We start from the raw sequence: 21,859 nt of genomic DNA on the forward strand, positions 1-21,859 counted from the left end.
GCCTGAACCGGACCTCGCCCAAAAAGCGGATCGTGATGGGCGGCCCTTGGTCCGTTCTATGTCGACAGTTTCTGGCCCAATGGCCGCCCATTACCCGTGTAACCGTAAGCCGAAAGGCCGGGAGGCGCTTTGGCGCGAACAGATTCTCTTCACCGTTCACAAACGACGCACAGTTACATCCTTGTGTCTACTTGTCCGGCCGCACGCCCTGCCCTATGTTCATCCTTGCGGGACCATAGGTTCCGCATTGTTCTCAGGGCGGGGTGCGATTCCCCACCGGCGGTAAAGGCAGCGATGCCAAGCCCGCGAGCGCTTTTGGACCTGGTCCGAAAGGTCAGCAGATCCGGTGTAACTCCGGAGCCGACGGTATAGTCCGGATGAAAGAGAACGGGACCAACGCTGGCACGCCCGCGTCCGTACCCCATTTCGGGCCGGATCCGGGCCTTGGCGCAACTTCCCGTAACCCTGAGGAAACTGGTTACGGAAAGGATTTTTGTATGAACCACGTTTCCTCGTCTACCCCAAACGCCGCCACCGGCGCGCTGCTGATGATCGCCGCCGCCGTGGTATTCGCCGGCAGCAATGTGCTGCAATCGGTGCTGCCAACGCCGGTGGACTATGGCGGTTTTGGCCTGTCCTCGACGGGCATGGCTTTCTGGCAATATGTCATCGCATCCATCCTGGCCCTGCCGCTGATCCTGCGCATCGGCTTTGACAAGCTGCGCACACGCCACCCGCTGGCCCACCAGATGCGCGCCTTCGTCTCGGCCCTGGGCGTGCATGTCTTCGTCTATGGTTTCGCCTCCGGCGTGCCGATCTGGCAGATGGTGACCCTGCTGGCCACCGGCCCGCTCTTCATCATCCTGGGCTCGACGATCCTGCTCGGCGAACGCGCCACCCCGGTCCGCATTATCGCGGCGCTGATGGGCTTTGCCGGCGCCATCATCGTGTCGGGCATCGGCACGGAAGGCCTCGGCTGGACCACCTTTGTGCCGATCATCGCCGCGGCGCTGTGGGCCGGCACCGACATTTTCACCAAATATCTCGCCCGCGAGGAAGCGCCTGAAACCCTGACCATTTCGCTGCTGGTCCTGGTCACGCCCAACCACCTGCTGATCCTGCTTGCGGTCAACGCCTTCGCCTGGCTGGCGCCGAACGTCCTGCCGGCCGGCATCGCCACCGGCTTCCCCTTCGCGCTGCCCACCGGCACGGCCCTCTGGCTGCTGCTGCTGCTCGGCCTGCTCACCGCTGCCGCGCAATATCTGCTCGGCATTGCCTACAAGCTGGCGGATGCGACCTACCTGCAGCCGTTCGGCGATCTCAAGGTGCCGCTGGGCGGCCTGCTGGGCTGGGCGGCACTCGGCCAGGTGCCGTCGGCCTGGTTCTGGCCCGGCGCGGCCCTGGTGCTGGGCGGCTCCATGTTGATTTTCTGGGCCGAGGCCGACAGACGCCCCAAGCTTACCAGCCTGGCCTAGACGCGCCTCATGGCCCGCGGACCAGCGCCGCGGGCCATGGCACTCATTCCGTTCCCGGAACGGATTTTCCAGGAAAGCTTGCTCCCGGGCGCGGATTGGGGATTATAGTTGGCCCGAGACGAGAGCCAGCCATGACCCTGACCGAGACCAGAGACCTGCCGCCCGAAGATTTTGAGACGCTGCGCGCCGTCATTCTTGAGCGCAAGGGGGAACTGGCGAAGCGGCTGACGCAGGTGGCAGCCTATGCGCTCGATCATCCCGATGAGATTGCCTTCGGTACCGCCGCCAGCATCGCGGCCGCCGCCCATGTACAGCCCTCGACGCTGGTGCGTTTCGCCCAGCATTTCGGCTTTGACGGGTTTTCCGGGCTGCAATTGCTGTTTCGGGCCCGCCTGCGCGAACGCACCTCATCCTACGAGGAGCGCCTCAAGACGCTTGAGCACAACGGCGCCGCGCTCGCCGAGAGCACCACGATCTTCAATGGTTTTGTCGATGCGGGCCATCGCTCGCTCGATGCGCTGGCCGCTGCGGTCGATCCCGAGGCGCTGGAACGGGCGGTGACCCTGCTGGCCAAGGCCGACACCATATATCTCATCGCCAAGCGCCGCTCCTACCCGATCACCAGCTACATGGCCTATGCCTTTGGCAAGCTGCGGGTAAAGTGCCAGCTGGTGGGCACTTCGGCCGGCATTGATGATGACATTCTGGCGATGGCCTCGCCGCGCGACGCCGCCTTTGCCATCAGCTTTGCGCCCTATGCCTCGGAAAGCACGACGCAGGCCCGGACGCTGGCGGCGCGCGATATTCCCGTCGTCTCGCTGACCGACTCGGCCTTTTCGCCCCTGGCCGAGTGTTCCAGGGAGTGGTTCGAGGTGGTGGAGGCCGACCATGCCGGATTCCGCTCCCTGTCGGCCAGCATGGCCTTTGCCATGGCCCTGACGGTCAGTATTGCGGAAAAGCGCCGTCGCGGCTGAAATTCCACTGATAGAATGCCCGTTCTATATTGACGATGAACCGGAACCCATGTTTCATAACGGGCGATCGGTTTGGCGGCTGAACACCCCCATTCAATTGGCCGCATGGGAGAATTGCTTTGCTTGCTGCGCAGCCCGAAAACGGGAGCAAGACGCTCGACGTCATCACCATTGGCCGCGCCTCGGTGGATCTGTACGGCCAGCAGATCGGCACGCGGCTCGAAGATGTCGGCAGCTTTGCCAAATCCGTTGGCGGCTGCCCGGCCAATATCGCGGTGGGCACGGCCCGGCTGGGGCTGAAATCGGCGCTGATTACCCGCGTCGGCCACGAGCAAATGGGGCGCTTCATCGTCGAGCAACTGGCGCGCGGAGGGGTCGAAACCGCCGGTATCGCCACCGACCCGGACCGGCTGACCGCCCTGGTACTGCTCTCGGTTGAGGCCGAAGGCGTCTCGCCAATGATCTTCTATCGCACCGACTGCGCCGATATGGCGTTGTCCGAAGACGATATCGACGAAGGCCTGATCGCTGCGGCGCGGGCGATCGTCGTCACCGGCACGCATTTCTCGCGGCCCAATAGCGAGGCGGCACAGAAAAAGGCCATTCGCCTGGCCCGGGCCCATGGCGCCCGCGTCGCCTTTGACATTGATTATCGCCCCAATCTGTGGGGCCTGGCCGGCCATGATGCCGGGTTCGAGCGTTATGTCGCCTCCGACATGGTCTCGCAAAAATACCGGTCGGTACTGCCCGATTGTGACCTGATCGTTGGCACCGAAGAGGAAATCCTCATCGCTTCGGGCGAAGCCGACCTGCTCACCGCGCTCAGGACGATCCGCACGCTGTCCTCCGGCACGATCGTCCTGAAGCGCGGCCCCATGGGCTGTATTGTCTATGATGGCGCCATTCCTGATGATCTGGAGCACGGCATTGTCGGCAAGGGCTTTCCCATCGAGGTCTATAACGTGCTGGGGGCCGGCGACGCCTTCATGAGCGGCTGGCTGCGCGGCTGGCTCACCGGTGAACCCCATGCCACCAGCGCCACCTGGGCCAATGCCTGCGGCGCTTTCGCCGTGTCGCGGCTGATGTGCGCGCCGGAATATCCAAGCTGGACCGAACTCACTCATTTCCTGGCCAAGGGCAGCGCCGAGCGCGCGCTGCGCAAGGATGCCGAACTCAACCATCTGCATTGGGCCACCAATCGCCGCCGCGCCATCCCCAGCCTGATGGCGCTGGCAATCGACCATCGCAGCCAGATCGAAGACATGGCGGCGGGTGATGCCCAATTGCTGGCGCGCATCCCGGCCTTCAAGGCGCTGGCGGTCAAGGCTGCCTTGCAGGTGGCCAATGGCCGTCCCGGCTTCGGCATGCTGATCGACGACAAGTATGGCCGCGACGCGCTGTTTGCCGCTGGCGCGCAGCCCGATTTCTGGATCGGCCGGCCGATCGAGCTACCGGGGTCGCGACCGCTGCAATTCGAGTTCAGCCAGGATCTGGGCTCGCGGCTGATCGATTGGCCGGTGGATCACTGCATCAAGGTGCTGTGCTTCTATCATCCTGATGACGCCGCCGACCTCAAGGCCCGGCAGATCGACAAGCTCGGTTCCGCCTGTGATGCCGCGCGCAAGGTCGGGCGCGACCTGCTGATCGAAATCATCGCAAGCAAGCATGGCCCGGTGGACGATGACACCATTGCCCGGGCCCTGCGCGCGGTGTACGACGCCGGCATCAAGCCCGACTGGTGGAAGCTGGAGCCGCAGGCCTCGGCCAAAGCCTGGGCCAATATCGATGCTGTGATCGAAGCCCGGGACCCCCATTGCCGCGGCATTGTGCTGCTGGGGCTGGAAGCCAGTCAGGCCGCGCTCGAAACTGGTTTCGCGCTGGCGCAGACCTCACGAATGGTGAAGGGCTTTGCAGTCGGCCGCACCATCTTCGCCGAGGCAGCAAAGGCGTGGCTGGCAGGCGATATCAGTGACGACGCGGCCGTGGCCGACATGGCCAGCCGCTTCGGCGCCCTGGTGGCCGCCTGGGAGCGGCTGAGTGAGAACAGGGAAGCGTGATTTGAGCATTGCCGTTCCAGTCGTCTGCCGCCCCACAAGGGGCAGTCAGTCGATAGAGCCGATGGCTCAGTCACAAAAGAGGACCAAGACACCATGAGCCAGAACACGATCCGACTGACAATGGCCCAGGCCCTGGCCCGGTTCATGACCATGCAGAAGACCGAGATCGACGGCGAGATCGTGCCGATATTTGGTGGCGTGTTCGCGATCTTCGGGCACGGCAACGTCGCGGGCCTTGGCGAGGCGCTGCATGGCGTCAAGGACACCCTGCCCACCTATCGCGGCCAGAACGAGCAGGGCATGGCCAATGCGGCGATTGCCTATGCCAAGGCCAGCTTCCGCCGCCGGTTCATGGCCTGCACCAGCTCCATTGGTCCTGGCGCGCTCAACATGGTCACCGCTGCCGCTATGGCGCATGTGAACCGCCTGCCCGTGCTGCTGCTGCCCGGCGATGTGTTCGCCAACCGGGCGCCTGATCCGGTGTTGCAGCAGGTGGAAGACTGGGGCGATGGCAGCGTTACCGCCAATGACTGCTTCAAGCCCGTCAGCCGCTATTTCGACCGCATTACCCGCCCCGAGCAGATCATGGCGGCCCTGCACCGGGCCATGCAGGTGCTGACCGATCCGGCCGAATGCGGCCCGGTGACATTGAGCCTGTGTCAGGACGTGCAGGCGGAAGCCTATGACTATCCCGAGAGCTTTTTTGCCGAAAGGATCTGGGGCGTGCGTCGCCCCATGCCCGATGGCGACGAATTCGCCAATGCCGCAGCGGCCCTGATCCGCGCCAGAAAGCCGGTGATCATTGCCGGGGGCGGCGTGCTCTATTCGCAGGCAAGCGCCGCGCTGCGCACCTTTGCTGAACGCTATGGCGTGCCGGTGCTGGAAACCCAGGCCGGCAAGTCGAGCCTGCCGCATGACCACGATCTCAATATGGGTTCGGTTGGCGTTACCGGTACGGCGGCGTCCAATGCGCTGGCCGAAGAGGCCGATGTGGTGCTGGCCATCGGCACTAGGCTGCAGGATTTCACCACCGGCTCCTGGGCGCTGTTCAAGAACGACGCGCTCAAGATCATCGGCCTCAATGTGCAGCCCTTCGACGCGCAAAAGCACCGCGCCCTGCCCCTGGTCGCCGACGCACGGGCCGGCCTCGAAGCGCTCAATGCCGCCCTCACCGGCTGGCTGGCCGACCCCGACTGGACCGACAAGGCCAGGGCCGGCAAGGATGACTGGCTGACTGCCGCTGACGAGGCCACCGCATCGTCCAATGCCGAGCTGCCATCAGACGCCCAGGTGATTGGTGCCGTGCAAAGGGCCCGCGAACACGCTGTCGTGGTCTGTGCCGCTGGCGGCCTGCCCGGGGAACTCCACAAGCTGTGGAAGGCCACGGGGCCGGGCAGCTACCACATGGAATACGGCTTTTCGACCATGGGCTACGAGATTGCCGGCGGTCTGGGGGTCAAGCTGGCCCGCCCCGATGCCGATGTCGTGGTCATGGTGGGCGATGGCAGCTACATGATGATGAACTCGGAAATCGCCAGTTCGATCATGCTGGGCGCCAAGCTGACCATCGTGCTGCTCGACAATGCCGGCTATGGCTGCATCAACCGGCTGCAGATGGCCACCGGTGGCGCCAACTTCAACAATCTGTTGCAGGACACCCACCACGTCACCCTGCCCGGCATCGATTTTGCCGCCCACGCCGCGTCGATGGGCGCAGTGGCGCGCAAGGTCGCCTCGCTCGCCGAGCTGGAAACGGCGCTGCATGAAACCGAAGCCACGCCCCGCACCACGGTCATCGTCATCGACACCGACCCGCTGATCAGCACCGACGCCGGTGGTCACTGGTGGGATGTGGCCGTGCCGGAAGTCAGCGACAGGCCGCAAGTGCAGGCAGCACGCGAGGCCTATCTGGCGGCACTCAAGGCGCAGCGGGCAGGGTAGAGCCTGCATCGAGAGCGTGGAGAGAACCCCCACCCCGCTCTCGCATCCCTCCCCACAAGGGGGAGGGAAGGATGGAGCCGCTTGCACGGCGCGAGCGGTTCCTGCGTCTCCCTCCCCCTTGTGGGGAGGGATCAAGGGTGGGGGTGTTGGTTGGCGCGATAAGCGCAGGGAGTGAAAATGAAAGCCAAACTCGGCATGTCGCCCATCGCCTGGTGGAACGACGATCTGGTGGAACTGAGCGATGACGTGTCGCTGGAAGAATGCCTGCGCCAGTCGCGCTCGGCCGGCTTTACCGGCATGGAAAAGGGCCGCCGCTTCCCCGATGATCCGGCCGTCATGCTGCCCATTCTCAAGGCGGCCGATGTCACCCTGTGCGGTGGCTGGTTTTCCGGCACGCTGGTCGATGAGGATCTGGCGACCAACAAGGCGCGCATTGCCCCGATGATCGAGCTGTTCAAGGCGGTCAATGCGCCCTGCATTGTCTATGGCGAAGTTGGCCGCTCGGTTCAGGGTGATCGTTCGCGCCCGCTCGACACCAAGCCGAAACTGACCGATGACGAAATGCGGGCCTATGCCCGCAAGGCCACCGAATTTGGCGAATGGTGCGCCGAACAGGGCATGCCGCTCTCCTATCACCACCATATGGGCGCCGTGGTCGAGACCGAAGCCGAGCTTGACGCCTTCATGGCGCATTCCGGCGCGGGTATTCCGCTGCTGTTTGATGCGGGCCATCTGGCCTTTGCCGGTGGCGACGTCCTGCGCGCCATCGACAAGCACCACCAGCGCATCAATCACGTGCACGTCAAGGATGTGCGCATGGCGGTGATCAATGCGCTCGACCGCGCCAAGCAGTCCTTTCTCGATGCCGTGGCGCTCGGCGCCTTTACGGTGCCCGGCGACGGCTCGCTGGATTTCGGCGCCATCGTGCAGAAGTTCGCCGATTATGGCTATGAAGGCTGGTTTGTCGTGGAGGCCGAGCAGGACCCCAGGACCAGCCCGCCGCTGCGCATGGCGCAGGTCGGCTACAAGGAACTTATCCGCGTCATGACGGCAGCCGGTTACACGGTCGAAACCCAGGGCTTTCCCAAGGGGTGAATCTTGGCGACGTGGTGTGCTACACACCAGACGATAGTGATTTACAGGCAGAAGGCGGATTGGCTTGAAAGAAAATGACCTAAGCTGGTTTCGACCATTGTGGCGCCGCCTTGCCGTGAGCGCATTCCTGGTGATCTGGCTCATCTGGGAGCTGTTCTGGACCCATGATCAGTTCTGGGCCTTCCTCGTGGGAGCCGCGCTGGTCTATTCATTCTACACCTTCTTTTACGCCTTTCCCAAGGAGGAGCCCAATAATGGCCAGCAATCCGAACCTCCGCGTCCGCCCGAAGGGGACAGTGGGTCAGGTACATGATGTCACGCCGGCCACCGCGGGTTGGACCTATGTCGGCTTTGCCCTGCACAAGCTGACCGCTGGTGACACGATCAGCGGCGATGCCGGCGATCAGGAATTGTGCCTGGTGCTGGTGGGCGGCAAGGGCAAGTTCAGCGTCGACGGTGACGATTTTGGCGAATTGGGCGAGCGGATGAGCCCGTTCGAGGGCGCGCCATGGGCGGTTTACGTGCCCATGGACAGCGCCTGGACCGCCGAGGCGACTACCGATCTTGAGCTGGCGGTCTGCGCCGCTCCCGGTGGCGGCGAGCACAAGGCCCAGATCATTGCACCCGGTCGCCACCCGCAGATCACCCGGGGCAAGGGTGCCAATGTGCGCCACGTCCACAATATCATGCCGGAAGATGACGGGGCCGCCCATTCCCTCCTGGTGGTAGAAGTCATCACCCCGCAGGGCAACACCTCGTCCTATCCGCCGCACAAGCATGATCAGGACAATCTGCCCCATGAGAGTCAGCTGGAAGAGACCTATTTCCACCGGCTGAACCCGCCGCAGGGCTTTGCCATGCAGCGCGTCTATACCGATGACCGCAGCCTTGATGAGGCGCTGGTGATTGAAGATGGCGATGTGACCCTGGTGCCCCGGGGCTATCACCCGGTGGCAACGACCGCGGGCTATGACCTCTATTATCTCAACGTCATGGCCGGGCCCAAGCGGGTGTGGAAATTCCACAATGCACCCGAGCATGAGTGGCTGCTGAAATAAGTTGGCACGGGCGCACCGCCACCTGGCCTCCCCCTCAAAGGGGGAGGAGCGATCTGGTGCTTGTCTGGGATCGTGCGAAGGCCTCGATGCGGCCCCTCCCCCTTCAGGGGGAGGTCAGGTGGGGGGGTGGCTCAGCGCCCCTGGAACACGCTCTTGTCCGCCAGCGCACCAGTGACGTCGCTGACCTTGACGGTACGGCCTTCCTTGACCGATTTGAGCGCCGCCTCGGCCAGGGCCAGCGCAATCAGGCCATCAATGCCGCTCGGCGATGCCGGAGACTTTGATTCAACCGAATCGATGAAGGCACTGATTTCATGGGCATAAGCGTCGAGATAGCGGGTCATGAAGAAGTCATGCAGCGGCGGCCGCGTGTAGCCGTGCGCATTGGCCACTTCGATCGAGACCGGGCGCTGGTTCTCCGCCGACACGGCGCCCTTGGAGCCATGCACCTCGATGCGCTGGTCATAGCCATAGGTGGCGCGGCGGGAGTTGGAGATGGTTGCGTGCTTGCCGGTCGCGGTCTGCAGCATGACCGAGACGCTGTCGTAATCGCCGGCAGCGCCAATGGCGCTGTCGACCAGCACGGAGGCCTGTGCGGTGACCGACTCGATCTCCTCGCCGAGCAGGAAACGCGCCATGTCGAAATCATGGATGGTCATGTCGCGGAAGATGCCGCCCGAACGCTTGATATAGTCGACGGGGGGCGCACCGGGATCACGCGAGACGATGGTGACCATTTCCACCGCCCCGATTTCTCCCCTGGTGATCACGTCACGCACGGCGATGAAATGGGGGTCAAAGCGCCGGTTGAAGCCTACCATCAAGGTGCCGGCCTCGGCATCGACGACCTTGAGGCAGGCCTTGACGCGTTCGACGTCGAGATCGATCGGCTTTTCGCAGAACACCGCCTTGCCGACGCGAACGAACTGCTCGATCAGATCGGCATGGGTGTCGGTGGGCGTGCAGATCACCACGGCGTCGATATCGGCTGCCGCCAGGATCTCGGCAATGCTGCGCACCGCACAGCCATACTGCCCGGCCAGGTCAGCGGCGGCCTTGTCGACGGCATCAGCCACGGCGACCAGCCTGGCCTTGGGGTTGGACGACACGGCCTTGGCGTGCACCTTGCCGATGCGGCCGGCGCCAAGCAGGCCGAAACGAACAGTCATGGGTAGTCTCCTGCAATGATAGACCGCGATGCAACACGTGCATCATGGACCTGTCAATACGGAACATACATTCTAAATTTAGCCCGAGGGGCAGTGGCTCACGCTTCCCTGGCGCGTTCCAGGATACGCTTGCACTCGAGCAGTTCGCGCAGCACGGCGGAGAGCTTGTCGCGGGAGTCCTGGTCCAGGTGCGGGCTGGACAGCATCACGGCGTCTTCGATCTCGGCCTCATCACCGGCCGCTTCGGCACTTTCGATCATGGGCAGGATGTCCTCAATCGACTTGCCCTCGCCAACGGCGATGACATAGCGACTGCCCTGATCCTTGATGATGCGCTGCACGCCCTTGATGGTGAAACCCTGATCGTAGAGCAGGTGACGAATACCGCGCAGCAGCAGGACGTCGTCGGGGCGGTAATAGCGACGCCCCCCGCCGCGCTTCAGCGGCTTGATCGTGCTGAAGCGTGTCTCCCAGAAACGCAGGACATGCTGTGGCAGGTCCAGTTCCTCGGCGGCTTCAGATATGGTCCGGAATGCGTCTGGCGACTTATCCACGAAGGTTGAGACTCGCTGGATGACTTATTTCCCAGACACAACCATAGATTTGTTGATCTTGGACTTCAACACGTTGGACGGTTTGAACACAAGAACCTGCCGCGGCAGGATCGGCACCTCTTCGCCGGTTTTCGGATTGCGGCCGATGCGCTCATTCTTGGAGCGCACCTGAAAGGATCCAAAGGAAGAAAGCTTGACGTTGGAGCCCGATGTCAGGGCATCCCCGATCAGTTCGAGGACCCGTTCGACCAGTTCGGCCGATTCAGTTCGGGACAGGCCGACCGTGCCGTACACTGCTTCGGCGAGATCCGCCCGCGTGACCGTCTTTTGCGTCATTCGAAACCCCGTGTTGTCCGAATGGCCAGGTTCCCGTGCCGGAACGCTCATCCGCGCCCTTGAGCTGGCATACTGCCGACACGACTCTGGTTGAGATCGCGTCGATCCGCAGAAACCCGTCCATCAGGTCAGCGCCCTTGTCCTGCACAATCTCTCATGCGGCAAGTTTGCGCTGTGTCCTCCACCTGAAATCGACACTAACGCCTTGAAACACCTAAGGTCAATCGCGTTGCCATGGGCCTTACCAGCGAATGAGCGAAGCGCCCCAGGTAAAGCCACCGCCCATGGCTTCAAGCATCACCAGGTCGCCCCGCTTGATCCGTCCATCGGCCACGGCCACGCTCAGCGCCAGCGGCACGGAGGCCGCCGAGGTATTGGCATGCTCGCTGACGGTCATCACGACTTTCTCAGGGGGCAGGCCAAGCTTGGCCCCTGCCCCTTCGATAATGCGCTTATTGGCCTGATGCGGCACGAACCAGTCGAGATCGGCGACGGTATAGCCGGCCTGTTCAAGCGTGTCATAGACCACACCGGTGATCTTGCCCACGGCGTGGCGAAACACCTCTTTGCCCTGCATATGCACATGCCCGGTCGTGCCGGTGGTGGAGGGGCCACCATCGACATAGAGCTTGTCCCAATGGTGTCCATCAGAACGCAGAGCCGAGGCCAGGATGCCCTGCTCCGGGGCATCATCGGCAAGTTCGACTTTCTCAAGCACCGCCGCGCCGGCGCCGTCACCGAACAACACGCAAGTGGTGCGATCGGTCCAGTCCAGCAGCCGGGTAAAGGTCTCGGCGCCAATGACCAATGCCCGGTTTGCCAGGCCGTTCTTGATGTAGCTGTCAGCCGTGGCCACGCCATAGACGAAGCCCGAGCAGACCGCCTGGATGTCGAAGGCCATGCCATGATGCATGCCCAGCTTCATCTGCACCAAGGTGGCAGTGGATGGGAAAGTGTAGTCAGGCGTGGTGGTCGCGACGATGATCAGGTCAATGTCGTCGGGCGTCACGCCAGCGGCGGCCATGGCGCGCTTGGCGGCTTCAACCGCCAGGTCGGAGGTATACTGCCCCTCGGCCGCGACATGGCGTTGCTTGATGCCGACCCGCTGCTGGATCCACTCGTCGGATGTGTCGACAATCGTCGCTAGTTCGGCGTTGGTGAGCACCTTTTCGGGCAGGTAGCCACCGACACCGCGGATGATGGTACGCGTTTTCGTCACGCCGGTTTTGCCTCGGATGCTGGATCAGTAGCGGCGGGTGCCGCCTTGATGGGGAAACGCTTCATGGTGTCGCCGATCTTCTCGATCAGATTCGCCCTTGCCATCTCATAGGCCAGATTGAGCGCACTTTTGTAACCGATTTCGTCGGTGCCACCGTGAGATTTGATAACAATCCCGTTGAGACCCATGAACACGCCACCATTGACGGTGCGCGGATCCATCCGGTGCCGCAGGGCATTGAGCGCGGAGGTGGCAAAAAGCGCACCAATGCGGCTCATCAGATTGGATTTGAGCGCCGTGCGCAGATAGGAGCCAACCTGACGGGCCGTGCCTTCAGCTGTTTTGAGCGCGACATTGCCGACGAATCCCTCGGTGACCACCACATCGACCGTGCCCTTGCCGATATCGTCGCCTTCGACAAAGCCATGATAGGTGAAGCCCGAGCCGCTGGCGTCGCTGAGGATGCGCCCCGCCTCCTTGATCGACTCGAGGCCTTTGACCTCTTCGGTACCGACATTGAGCAGGCCGACGGTGGGGGATTCGGCGTCAAACAGGCAACGCGCCAGGGCCGAGCCCAGAATGGCGTAGTCGACCAATTGCTGGGCATCGGCGCCGATGGTGGCGCCCATATCGAGCACCACGATGTCGCTGCGCAGCGTCGGCCAGATGGCCGCAATGCCGGGTCGGGCAATGCCGTCCATCAGGCGCAGGCAGAAGGTGGCCATGGCCATCAGCGCCCCGGTATTGCCGCCGGACACGGCGACGTCGGCGTCGCCGTCCTTGACGGCCTGGATAGCCATCCACATCGACGACGTCCCGCGGCCCTTGCGCAACGCCTGGCTTGGCTTCTCGTCCATGGCGATCACGGTTTCGCAGTGCCGCACGGTCGAAACCGGCTTGAGGACGGCAAATTCCTCAAGCAGCGGCGCGATTAGCTCCTGGCGACCATGGAAGATGAAGCGGGCGTTGCTGTGCTCTTTGAACAGCAGACAGGCGCCGTGAATAACCGCGCGCGGGGCGTTGTCGCCGCCCATGGCATCCACTGATAGTGTAATTGTATCGGTCATTTCAGCCCGTTTTCGGCCTGCTCGGCAGGCATGCGAACATATCGCATCAGAGAGTCGGTGCAAGCCCCGGCGCTGATACTAGCGGTCAATGTCGGTGGACTTCTTGAGTTTGGTCAGGGCCGCAAAGGGCCCGGAGTCCGCGTTATCGGTGTTCAGTCCCAACGATTCGAGGGTTTCGCCGGGCAGGCGCGGATAGGGTTCGATCGCCAGTGCGATGGTTTCAATCAGCAGCCCACTCAGATCGACTTCCGGGCCGTCGATGTGGTCGGGAAAATCGTCATCCTCCAGATCGATAAACACTTCCGAGCCCGGTGTGGGCACATGGTCGACGCTTTGCGGCAGGAAGACCCGATCAATGGCTTCGTCTATGTCCTGCGGGACGGGTTCAAACGACACCACAGAGGCCTGTACAATGCGCGCGCTGAGATGCCCCAAGGCCCTGATGCCGCCGCGCAGCGGGGTCACGTTCAGCGACGCCTGCATGGCCTCAACGGCCTGAACATTGAGGGTTTTTGCCAGTTCAGCGCAAGCCTTAGCGTCGGCCACGACCTCAATGGAACGCCCCGATGCAGGGAGGCGGTCGATACGCACAATCGCGTCGATAATGGGGGCGTCGGGTCGGCTCATTGCACGCTCTCAAACTCAATAATGCCACCGGTGATGGTCTCGGCAGGCTGCTTGGCGATGGCCGCATCCTGGCGCAGCAGATACTCGGCCATGGCCCGGACCTGCGGCCCCTGGGCATCGGCGAAGATATTGCGTGCCAAGACGCTTTCAAGGGCGGCACGGTCATTGCGATCCATCGCTTCTGACAATGCCGCAAGCAGACCGAAAAAGACATTGCCCATTTTCTGAATGCGCTTGGGGACGCCCAGATCGCCAACGCCCATTTCGCGCAGTGAACGATCCATATCCTTGAAAAACAGATCGAAAACCGCCTGGCTGAAGCTCTTTTCGCCGCCCGCTTCGCTGCGCAGTCGGCGAAACAACAGGGCCATGTGCAGGCTGATCATGTCGAAGCGGCCCGTAACGGTGTCGGGGACCTGCCAATCGGCGTAGAACTGGGGTTGCCGGGATTGCGCCACAATGGCGTTATAGACGGCATAAACTGGTTCGATGGCCGTATTTTTGCGGAACAGATTGAATATCATGGGGTTGCGCTCAGATTCGTGATCGGCCTAACACCCGGGCAAAAAGCCCCTTCGGACCATTGCCAGCTTGCCAGACGGGCAGATTGGCAGCTACACATTCCGGCGGCTGAAGCGTGCCGCGCTGTAGCCGTGCCTATAGTCGAGAGCCATCGGGAAAGTCAAATTCATGCCACTGCGTTCCGTCTCCGGTGCCCTAGCACCAATCGCAGCCGCTGTTGTGATCGCGTTGTCACTGGGCGCATGCAGCAGCAGCACCTCATTGGTCAATTCCCGCACACAGGGCTATGAAATTTCTGACAGCGCACAGGCGCAAATCCGACCCGGACAGAGCCAGCAACTGGTCACCCTGGTACTGGGCTCGCCGCAATCCACCAATACTTTTGGCGATCAGAGCGCCTGGTATTACGTCCAGACCAAGATACGCCAGACCGCTTTTGGCATGACGATGATCGACTCGCGCACGGTGTTGGCTGTCTATTTCGACAAGAACCAGAAAGTGGTCGACAAGGCCATCTACACGCTCAAGGATGGCAAGGCCGTGACCATCGAGACCCGCCGGACGCCGTCATTTGGCGAGGATCGTACGTTTATCCAGCAGATCCTGCAGTCGTTCTAGCGCCTGCGCCCATGGAATTCGAGAGCCCCGGGAGACCGGGGCTTTTTGCTTTTCGAGATAAAGATGCAGCACAATACGAAACAGCATAAAGCCATCGCCAGTTGGGCAGCAGATTGCGCCGAACGCGTGCTGCCCCTGTTCCACGATGCCAAGCCGGGCGATAGCCGCCCCAAGGCTGCAATTTCAGCCGCGCGCCGTTGGGCCAGTGGCAAGCTGACCGTGGCCGAAGCCCGCAAGGCCGCCGTTGCAGCCCACGCCGCGGCGCGGGAGGCCGGCAGCGCCGTTGCCCGCGAGGCCGCGCGTGCCGCTGCCCATGCTGCCGCCAGTGCACATGTGCCGAACCATGCCCGCCACGCTGCCAACTACGCCATCAAGGCGGTGATTGCGGCTGGCGGCGACGATGTGGCCGAAGAGAAATGGCAGGACGACAAGGCACCGATGCCGCAATAGCGGCCGCGGGGTCTAGCGGGAGTCGCTCAGGTCCGAGCCGGCTTCGCGCGCAATGGCATCCAGCGTGCCATTGACCAGGCCCGAAGCGTCGTCTTCGTAGAACGCCTTGGCGATATCGACATATTCGGTAATTACCACGCGGGGTGGGATATCCTTGCGGCGGAGCAGCTCAAAGGCGGCGGCCCGCAAGATGGCGCGCAGCGTAGCGTCAACGCGTTCGACCGGCCAGCCTTCCGCCAGCGCCCGGTCCACTGCCGGATCGATGGCGAGCTGGTGCTTGGTGACGCCGGTGACGATCTGCCGGAAAAAATCGGCATCGGCCGGCAGATACTGTTCGCCCTCGATCTCGCGACCGAGGTGAAAACTGCCAAACTGGGCCAAGGTATCTTCGAGTGAGGTCCGGCCAATATCCATCTGGTACAGCGCCTGCACCGCCGCCAGGCGGGCAGCACCACGCTGATTGGCGGGTCGGTCGCTCTGGGGATCGCGCTTGGGGGCATCAGCCATGGAAAGTCACTCTGTTGGTTGCGGTCTGCAGACGCCCGCCGGCAAGGGCCCACCCCATAGTCGTCTCCCGCCGGAACATCAATACATATGCCGCGGCGGCAGCTATGCGGGACGACGGTAGAATTTCAACATCGCGGTATCGTGGTTCTGGTGCTCGGTCTCAACCAGCCCCGCGGCGGCAATCAATTTGGCCACCTTGCCGGTACTGGCGGCGGGCGGGCCATCGTTTGCCGCGTCCTTGCTGACAATCAGCCCGAAGCAGTCGATCAGGCCGGCCTGCAGCAGGGCGGCTGCCAGGCGTGGGCCGGGCTCGATGAGCAGGTTCTGGAGGCCTTTTTTGCCGAGGGCAGTGAGAACTTCCCTCAAATCGGGGTGGCCGTTCAATCCGGCAACGCGCAGCACTTCAACCGATGCCGGCGCATCGACCGGGACACTGCTTTCAGCAATGATTGCAGTGCGATATCCGGAAAGCCTGCCAACCAGATTCAGGCTACGTTCGATGCCTTGCGCACCGGCAAGCACCACGCGCAGCGGCGTCCGTGCTGCCAGGCCGGGGATGGCGACGGCCAGCTGCTGATTGTGGTGCCGGGCCATTGCCCCGCCAATCAAAATCGCATCGGCACGGGCCCGCTGCAGGTCCAGCAAGTCGCGGGCTGCACCAGTGGCCGGGCTGACAATCCGGTCATCGGCCGACACCACGAGCATGGCCGTGACATGGGGCCGGCTATCGGTGCGTAGATGCAGGTGACCGGCGTGCAATGCCGCAGAGGGCGCATGCTCGGCCAGCACGACCTCGATACCCGCCGACTGCAGCCGCTCGAGGCCAGTTGCTGCCGCAAGTGGATCGGGATCTGCGACCCCGATCACCACCCGCATCACGCCGGCGCGGACAATGGCGTCGACACAGGGGGGCGTGCGACCCCAAAGATGGCAGGGTTGCAGGGTTGCATAAAGCGTTGAACCCGCCGCTTCGAGCCCGGCGCTGGCCAGGGCAATTGCCTCGGCATGGGGGCGACCGCCGCGGGCGGTGACGGCGCGAGCAATCAGGGTTTGCCGACTCGGATCGACCACCAGCGCTGCCGCACAGGGATTATCGCCGGTAGTGCCGAGGAATGGCGTAGCGTAGCGTGCGGCGGCATCAAGCCAGCGCCGATCTTCAGGAGACACCTGGGTCAATCGTCATCGCGCAGAGTGCCCTGCCCTTCCGCCAGCTTGGCCAGGAAATTGCGGAAGTCGTCAGCAGCCGAAAAGTTCTTGTAGACTGAGGCGAAGCGGACAAAAGCCACGTCGTCGAGTTCCTTGAGACCATCCATTACATATTCGCCGATCTGGTCGGAGGTCACCTCCACGTCACCCAGACTCTCGAGCTGGCGAACAATGCCCGAGATCATTCGCTCAATCCGATCGGCCTCGACGGCCCGCTTGCGCAGCGCCGTATAGACCGACCGGGCCAGCTTTTCGCGATCGAAGGGGACCTTGCGGCCGCTCTTTTTGACCACAGTCAAATCGCGCAACTGCACGCGTTCGAAAGTGGTGAAGCGGCCGCCGCAGCCATTGCAGACGCGGCGGCGGCGGATGGCGCCGGAATCTTCGGTCGGGCGGCTGTCCTTGACCTGCGTATCGTCATTGCCGCAATAGGGACAGCGCATCGGAAACCCTTACAAACCGTAGATCGGGAAGCGATCGGTGAGCGACTTGACCTTGGCGCGGACCTGCGCCTCGACCGTCGCATTATTGTCTTCGCCATTGGCCGCGAGACCATCGAGCACTTCAATGATCAATTCACCAATCAACTGGAATTCAGCCGCGCCGAAGCCGCGCGACGTGCCGGCGGGCGTACCCAGACGAATGCCCGAGGTGATGGCGGGCTTTTCCGGATCGAACGGCACGGCGTTCTTGTTGCAGGTAATGTGGGCGCGCTCCAGCGCCTGCTCCGTCGCCTTGCCGGTCAGACCCTTGGGGCGCAGATCAACCAGCATCAGGTGGTTGTCAGTGCCGCCACTGACGATATCGACGCCACCCTTGACCAGCGTTTCGGCCAAGACCTGGGCATTGGCCACCACCTGGGCAGCATAGGTCTTGAACTCCGGCTGCAGGGCTTCCTTGAAGGCAACTGCCTTGGCAGCGATGACATGCATCAACGGACCGCCCTGAATGCCAGGGAAAATGGCCGAGTTGATCTTCTTGGCGATGGCCTCGTCATCGGTCAGTATCAGGCCGCCACGCGGGCCGCGCAGCGTCTTGTGCGTGGTCGTCGTGGCGACGTGGGCGTGCGGGAACGGGCTGGGGTAAACCCCACCGGCCACCAGGCCGGCAACGTGGGCCATATCGACAAACAGGATTGCCCCCACTTCATCGGCAATGGTGCGGAACGCGGCCCAGTCCATCACGCGCGAATAGGCCGAGAACCCGGCAATGATCATCTTGGGCTTATGTTCATGGGCAAGGCTACGCACCTGATCCATATCGACCAGGCCGTCCTGCTTGCGCAGGCCATACTGGATCGCGTTGAACCACTTGCCAGACTGATTGGGCTTGGCGCCATGGGTCAGGTGACCACCGGCATCCAGCGACATGCCCAAGATGGTGTCACCGGGCTGGATCAGGGCCTGATAAACGCCCTGATTGGCCTGGGAGCCCGAATTGGGCTGCACATTGGCGTATTCGACGCCAAACAACTGCTTGGCGCGCTCGATGGCCAGCGTTTCGGCCACATCCACATATTCGCAGCCGCCGTAATAACGGCGACCGGGATAGCCCTCAGCATATTTGTTGGTGAGAACCGACCCCTGTGCCTCAAGCACCGCCTGAGAGACGATGTTCTCGGAGGCTATCAACTCGATTTCACCCTGCTGGCGCCCAAGCTCATCAGCGATGGCGGCAGCCAGTTCCGGGTCGGTCTGCGCCACGGAATTGGTGAAAAAGTTCGGGAAGAGCGGAACGGACTGGGGGGCGCTCATGGAACAATGACCTCGCAAATGGCGATACAAGTGGGCGTGAAGCTGCCTTTATCATGTCGCGACAAGCGATTCCAAGGCTGGGTACGGTGGGGTTGATACATGGGGGCTCCCTAAAATGCGATTGGGTGCCCAGGCGAGCGGCTCTGCAAGGTTCGCGTTCCCCGATGGTTCCCCATCTCTTCTCGCCAGTAGCGCGAACACCACAGTTATGGCCCAAGACCAGGCCGGGCGAAAGCAGAATTGTGCGGCAGCTCAACCAAATTTGCCGGCCGGCGGCGCGGGAGGCGTCTCGCCACTCAGTTTCTTGCGCAGTTTACCCAGGGCCAATTGCTGCATTTGCAGCCTGGTCGCTGAAACGGGTGTGATGACGATGACCTCGGTGCCGGTGTCAACATCAATGGCGGCAACCCGCATCTGCCGGCCGACCTGCGCGAATTCGAATAGTACTTCACCCTGCCCCATGCCCGCACAGTAGCAGGATTCGAGGGGTTGAGAATACGACAACGCCCTCCCGGCAGGGAGGGCGTTGCAAGTCGAGTTGTGAGCGGTTTTAGCCTTGTTCGAAGGTGACCTTGCCCTGCTCGTCGAACTTGTAGACGTCGTCACGGAAGCTGACCGTGCCCTGACGGTTCGCCCAAGCGGTAATGTAGGTCGTGTGCAGCGGCACGCGGGCCTTGCACTCGACGTCCAGGCGCTGGTTGGATTCAAACTGGGCATCCACCTTGGCCTGATCCCAATCACCATTGTCGCGCAGCAGCCAGTTCACCAACTGGTTGACGCCCTCAACCCGGACGCAGCCCGATGAGTGGAAGCGGGCATTTTCGTCAAACAGGGCCTTTGCAGGCGTATCGTGCAGGTAGCAATCGAAGGGATTGTAGAAATTGATCTTGCAGTGGCCCATGGAATTGGCCGCGCCCGGTTCCTGGCGATACATATAGTTGATGGCGTTGCCCAGATTGTTCCAATCGATCGTCGCGGGCGAAATCTCAGCGCCGCTGCCGTCATAGATATGGATATTCTGCTCGGCCAGGTAATTCGGATTTTCCAGCATATACTTGGTCAGATCGCGCTCGACGAGCGATTTGGGCACATGCCAATAGGGGTTGAAATTGATCTGGCTGACCTTGCTGGCCATGATCGGGGTGGCGCGGTCGACGCGGCCGACCACGGCGGTATGCCGCTGCTCCACCATGCCATCAGCGACTGCCTCAATGGTGGCCGCCGGAATATTGACCACGACGTAGCGTGGGCTGAGCTGGGGCGCCAAGTTCTGAACGCGGGTGAAGTTGAGATAGAGCTGCTGCAGCCGCTGTTGGGCCGGCACCGCCATGGCGTACCAGGTTGCTTCATCGACCTGCCCGGTGATTCTGAGGCCATGACGGGCCTGAAATTTGCGGACGCCGGCATCGGTGGCGGGGTCGAACACGTCATTGACGTTCTCGACCAGGGCCATGTCGCCCGACGAAATCAGGCGGCGTTTGAGCGCAACCACCGATTTCTTGGCATTGCCCAGCGTCAGGTTGTAGGCCTCCTGCGGAATCTCTTCCCAGCCGCCAGCGGCGACGAAGGGCTCGTACTGGGAGATTGCCAGTTGCAGATTGTAGACCGTGTCAAACGACAGAATCGGTTCGTTGGTGGCGATCAGGGCCTCGGCGGCCGAGGTGTTGCCACCCTTATCGACGTCGTTGAGTACGCGATTGCGCTCGAACATGTCGAACAACGACTCGCCCTCTTGCGCGCGCAGCGCTGTTGGCAGGGCCATCGAGGCCCCGGCCATGGCCGTGTACCGGAGGAGAGAACGTCGATTAAGCCGCATTAATTCACCCGATTTTTCTGATTACCGAAGCAGGAGCAATTTTATCACAAAGGCCCAACTAGCCACAACGCGGTCAAACGCATGTGAACCGGGCGCATTCTGTTACTCTATCTAGCCGGGAAATGCTTACAAACCACGCACCTGCCTTCACGGGGGTTTGCGGCGGAAATGAGAACACCGGCCCCTGGGGACCGGTGTTTGCAAATCAGTGTGGCAGACCGGCAACAGGTGCTGCCGGGCGGGCCTTAGAGCTTGTAGAGGATCTGGTCGACCCAGAAGCGTTCAAGGCGGGCCAGAGCCTTGTTCAGGCCGTCAAACTCGTCATCGCCCAGGCCACCGACCTTGTCGATGGATTTCAGGTGGCGATCATAGAGCTCGTCGATGACTTCAGCGACTTCCTCGCCCTTGGGGCTGAGCTTGATGCGCACCGAGCGGCGATCGGACCGCGAGCGTTCCTGAAAAATGTAACCGGCTTCGACCAGCTTCTTGAGATTATAGGAGACATTCGAGCCCAGATAGTAACCACGCGAGCGCAGTTCGCCGGCGGTCAGCTCGGCGTCGCCAATGTTGAACATCAGCAATGCCTGGACGGGATTGATATCATCCCAGCCCATGCGGTCGAACTCGTCCTTGATCAGATCGAGCAGCCGGCGATGCAGCCGCTCTACCCGGGACACCGCTTCCAGATAAAGCGGCTTCAAGCTCTTTGGACGTTCCGGGGTCAATGCCTCGGCTGCGTTGGATTTGAATGCCATGTTAGCCTCACTGTTTTGCAGTATGTGCGATTTTTCGCATCTCGTGAGGCTAAACTACGATGCTGTTTCTAAGATCGCCCTAAGCAGCGTGATTAAGAGCATCTTACTGGAATGCAATGAGAATTTGGCTTTATTATTCGTTACACCAGTTGAGGAATTTGTAACCTTACGCGGGTGTGAACGCCATCAGGGCAATTGGACCGACCTCTATTCAGTCGGCGGCGCTGGCGCGACGGTGGCGAATGCTCAGCACGAAAATAATGACGATTGACGCCAGCAGCACCAGCCGCACCGCAAAGCCGATTGCCGTCATCTGCACATCGGGGCTGCCCAGCAGGTAGAGTGTCAGTTCAACACCAGTGGCGCCGACCAGCAGCACCGCGCCCCAGCTGGCCTTGATCCACAGGCCGACCGCGGCGAACAGGCGGGCCAGCGCAAAAATCGCCAGGTAGACGAAGCCCGTCATGCCCAGGGTGGTGATGGGGCTGACGGCGCCCAGATTGACGCCGAGCAGGCGCGAGGCATCATTGAGCCCGAGCAGAAGGCTGATGATGGCGACGATTCGAATATAAATCCCGATAGGCGGCGCGTTGAAATCCATGACGGTTTTCTATCTGTCCGCAAGGGATGCGACAAGCCGGTGCTTGGAGCGGGTGGCC

General features: G+C 62.2%; 24 protein-coding genes and 2 riboswitches. Of the genes, 9 read left to right on the forward strand and 15 right to left on the reverse strand.

The window, feature by feature from the left end:
• Positions 1 to 245: 245 nt before the first annotated feature.
• Positions 246 to 393: riboswitch (FMN riboswitch) on the forward strand.
• Between the two features lie 104 nt (positions 394 to 497).
• From Q8O80_RS14850 to iolB, 7 genes are all read left to right on the forward strand, one after another.
• On the forward strand, positions 498 to 1,475 hold the full coding sequence (locus Q8O80_RS14850; RefSeq protein WP_305580591.1) for a DMT family transporter: 978 nt from the start codon (positions 498 to 500) through the stop codon (positions 1,473 to 1,475).
• A gap of 131 nt (positions 1,476 to 1,606) precedes the next feature.
• On the forward strand, positions 1,607 to 2,449 hold the full coding sequence (locus Q8O80_RS14855) for a MurR/RpiR family transcriptional regulator (RefSeq protein ID WP_305580593.1): 843 nt from the start codon (positions 1,607 to 1,609) through the stop codon (positions 2,447 to 2,449).
• 119 nt (positions 2,450 to 2,568) lie between these two features.
• Positions 2,569 to 4,506 (forward strand): 5-dehydro-2-deoxygluconokinase, encoded by a 1,938-nt coding sequence (gene iolC, locus Q8O80_RS14860; RefSeq protein ID WP_305580595.1) that lies wholly within the window; start codon positions 2,569 to 2,571, stop codon positions 4,504 to 4,506.
• A gap of 93 nt (positions 4,507 to 4,599) precedes the next feature.
• The gene (iolD, locus tag Q8O80_RS14865) at positions 4,600 to 6,447 is read left to right on the forward strand and encodes a 3D-(3,5/4)-trihydroxycyclohexane-1,2-dione acylhydrolase (decyclizing) (RefSeq protein ID WP_305580597.1); all 1,848 of its coding nucleotides are present in this window, start codon (positions 4,600 to 4,602) and stop codon (positions 6,445 to 6,447) included.
• Between the two features lie 177 nt (positions 6,448 to 6,624).
• Positions 6,625 to 7,542: a myo-inosose-2 dehydratase gene (iolE, locus tag Q8O80_RS14870; protein ID WP_305580599.1), complete on the forward strand. Its 918-nt coding sequence runs from the start codon at positions 6,625 to 6,627 to the stop codon at positions 7,540 to 7,542.
• A gap of 115 nt (positions 7,543 to 7,657) precedes the next feature.
• On the forward strand, positions 7,658 to 7,855 hold the full coding sequence (locus Q8O80_RS14875) for a hypothetical protein (protein WP_305580601.1): 198 nt from the start codon (positions 7,658 to 7,660) through the stop codon (positions 7,853 to 7,855).
• Entirely contained in the window at positions 7,797 to 8,600 is an 804-nt protein-coding gene (gene iolB / locus Q8O80_RS14880) for a 5-deoxy-glucuronate isomerase (RefSeq protein WP_305580603.1), read from the forward strand. The genes Q8O80_RS14875 and iolB overlap by 59 nt, the downstream gene beginning before the upstream one ends.
• A 131-nt stretch (positions 8,601 to 8,731) precedes the next feature.
• On the opposite strand, the gene iolG is transcribed toward iolB, so the two are convergent.
• The 7 genes from iolG to Q8O80_RS14915 all read right to left on the reverse strand — a co-directional run bounded on the left by iolG (position 8,732) and on the right by Q8O80_RS14915 (position 14,096).
• Positions 8,732 to 9,769, reverse strand: coding sequence for an inositol 2-dehydrogenase (gene iolG, locus Q8O80_RS14885; protein ID WP_305580605.1), 1,038 nt, complete (start codon positions 9,767 to 9,769; stop codon positions 8,732 to 8,734).
• Positions 9,770 to 9,867: 98 nt separating this feature from the next.
• Complete coding sequence (locus Q8O80_RS14890) at positions 9,868 to 10,323, reverse strand: MerR family transcriptional regulator (RefSeq protein ID WP_305580607.1); 456 nt, start codon at positions 10,321 to 10,323, stop codon at positions 9,868 to 9,870.
• A 24-nt stretch (positions 10,324 to 10,347) separates the two neighbouring features.
• Complete coding sequence (locus Q8O80_RS14895; RefSeq protein WP_305580609.1) at positions 10,348 to 10,659, reverse strand: integration host factor subunit alpha; 312 nt, start codon at positions 10,657 to 10,659, stop codon at positions 10,348 to 10,350.
• Positions 10,660 to 10,900: 241 nt separating this feature from the next.
• Positions 10,901 to 11,878 carry a beta-ketoacyl-ACP synthase III gene (locus Q8O80_RS14900; protein ID WP_305580611.1) on the reverse strand — a complete coding sequence of 326 codons (978 nt, stop codon included), beginning with the start codon at positions 11,876 to 11,878 and terminating at the stop codon, positions 10,901 to 10,903.
• On the reverse strand, positions 11,875 to 12,945 hold the full coding sequence (gene plsX, locus Q8O80_RS14905) for a phosphate acyltransferase PlsX (RefSeq protein ID WP_305580613.1): 1,071 nt from the start codon (positions 12,943 to 12,945) through the stop codon (positions 11,875 to 11,877). Before plsX ends, Q8O80_RS14900 begins: the two co-directional genes overlap by 4 nt.
• Before the next feature lie 78 nt (positions 12,946 to 13,023).
• Positions 13,024 to 13,572 carry a DUF177 domain-containing protein gene (locus tag Q8O80_RS14910; RefSeq protein ID WP_305580614.1) on the reverse strand — a complete coding sequence of 183 codons (549 nt, stop codon included), beginning with the start codon at positions 13,570 to 13,572 and terminating at the stop codon, positions 13,024 to 13,026.
• Positions 13,569 to 14,096: a ubiquinol-cytochrome C chaperone family protein gene (locus Q8O80_RS14915; RefSeq protein ID WP_305580615.1), complete on the reverse strand. Its 528-nt coding sequence runs from the start codon at positions 14,094 to 14,096 to the stop codon at positions 13,569 to 13,571. Before Q8O80_RS14915 ends, Q8O80_RS14910 begins: the two co-directional genes overlap by 4 nt.
• Positions 14,097 to 14,355: 259 nt before the next feature.
• Between Q8O80_RS14915 and Q8O80_RS14920 the strand changes: the two genes are divergently transcribed.
• Positions 14,356 to 14,712, forward strand: a complete 357-nt coding sequence (locus Q8O80_RS14920) for an outer membrane protein assembly factor BamE (RefSeq protein ID WP_305580617.1) — start codon at positions 14,356 to 14,358, stop codon at positions 14,710 to 14,712.
• A gap of 63 nt (positions 14,713 to 14,775) precedes the next feature.
• A complete protein-coding gene (locus Q8O80_RS14925; protein WP_305580619.1) occupies positions 14,776 to 15,162 on the forward strand; it encodes a putative immunity protein in 387 nt (128 codons plus the stop codon).
• A gap of 12 nt (positions 15,163 to 15,174) precedes the next feature.
• Here the strand turns inward: Q8O80_RS14925 and nusB are convergent, their stop codons facing one another.
• The 8 genes from nusB to Q8O80_RS14965 form a co-directional block, all read right to left on the reverse strand.
• On the reverse strand, positions 15,175 to 15,669 hold the full coding sequence (nusB, locus tag Q8O80_RS14930; RefSeq protein WP_305580621.1) for a transcription antitermination factor NusB: 495 nt from the start codon (positions 15,667 to 15,669) through the stop codon (positions 15,175 to 15,177).
• 102 nt (positions 15,670 to 15,771) lie between these two features.
• Positions 15,772 to 16,836 carry a bifunctional diaminohydroxyphosphoribosylaminopyrimidine deaminase/5-amino-6-(5-phosphoribosylamino)uracil reductase RibD gene (gene ribD, locus Q8O80_RS14935; protein WP_305580646.1) on the reverse strand — a complete coding sequence of 355 codons (1,065 nt, stop codon included), beginning with the start codon at positions 16,834 to 16,836 and terminating at the stop codon, positions 15,772 to 15,774.
• A 5-nt stretch (positions 16,837 to 16,841) separates the two neighbouring features.
• Positions 16,842 to 17,318: a transcriptional regulator NrdR gene (gene nrdR / locus Q8O80_RS14940; protein ID WP_305580623.1), complete on the reverse strand. Its 477-nt coding sequence runs from the start codon at positions 17,316 to 17,318 to the stop codon at positions 16,842 to 16,844.
• A gap of 9 nt (positions 17,319 to 17,327) precedes the next feature.
• A complete protein-coding gene (glyA, locus tag Q8O80_RS14945; protein ID WP_305580625.1) occupies positions 17,328 to 18,629 on the reverse strand; it encodes a serine hydroxymethyltransferase in 1,302 nt (433 codons plus the stop codon).
• A gap of 120 nt (positions 18,630 to 18,749) precedes the next feature.
• A riboswitch (ZMP/ZTP riboswitch) is annotated at positions 18,750 to 18,832 on the reverse strand.
• Positions 18,833 to 18,881: 49 nt separating this feature from the next.
• Entirely contained in the window at positions 18,882 to 19,133 is a 252-nt protein-coding gene (locus Q8O80_RS14950) for a hypothetical protein (protein ID WP_305580627.1), read from the reverse strand.
• 46 nt (positions 19,134 to 19,179) lie between these two features.
• Positions 19,180 to 20,391 carry a murein L,D-transpeptidase gene (locus Q8O80_RS14955; RefSeq protein ID WP_305580629.1) on the reverse strand — a complete coding sequence of 404 codons (1,212 nt, stop codon included), beginning with the start codon at positions 20,389 to 20,391 and terminating at the stop codon, positions 19,180 to 19,182.
• Between the two features lie 299 nt (positions 20,392 to 20,690).
• Positions 20,691 to 21,200, reverse strand: coding sequence for a transcriptional regulator LdtR (ldtR, locus tag Q8O80_RS14960; RefSeq protein ID WP_305580631.1), 510 nt, complete (start codon positions 21,198 to 21,200; stop codon positions 20,691 to 20,693).
• Between the two features lie 211 nt (positions 21,201 to 21,411).
• A complete protein-coding gene (locus tag Q8O80_RS14965; RefSeq protein WP_305580633.1) occupies positions 21,412 to 21,801 on the reverse strand; it encodes a DUF6163 family protein in 390 nt (129 codons plus the stop codon).
• Positions 21,802 to 21,859 lie beyond the last annotated feature (58 nt).

The sequence above is a fragment of the Devosia sp. genome (assembly GCF_030689745.1).
Classification (GTDB): domain Bacteria; phylum Pseudomonadota; class Alphaproteobacteria; order Rhizobiales; family Devosiaceae; genus Devosia; species Devosia alba.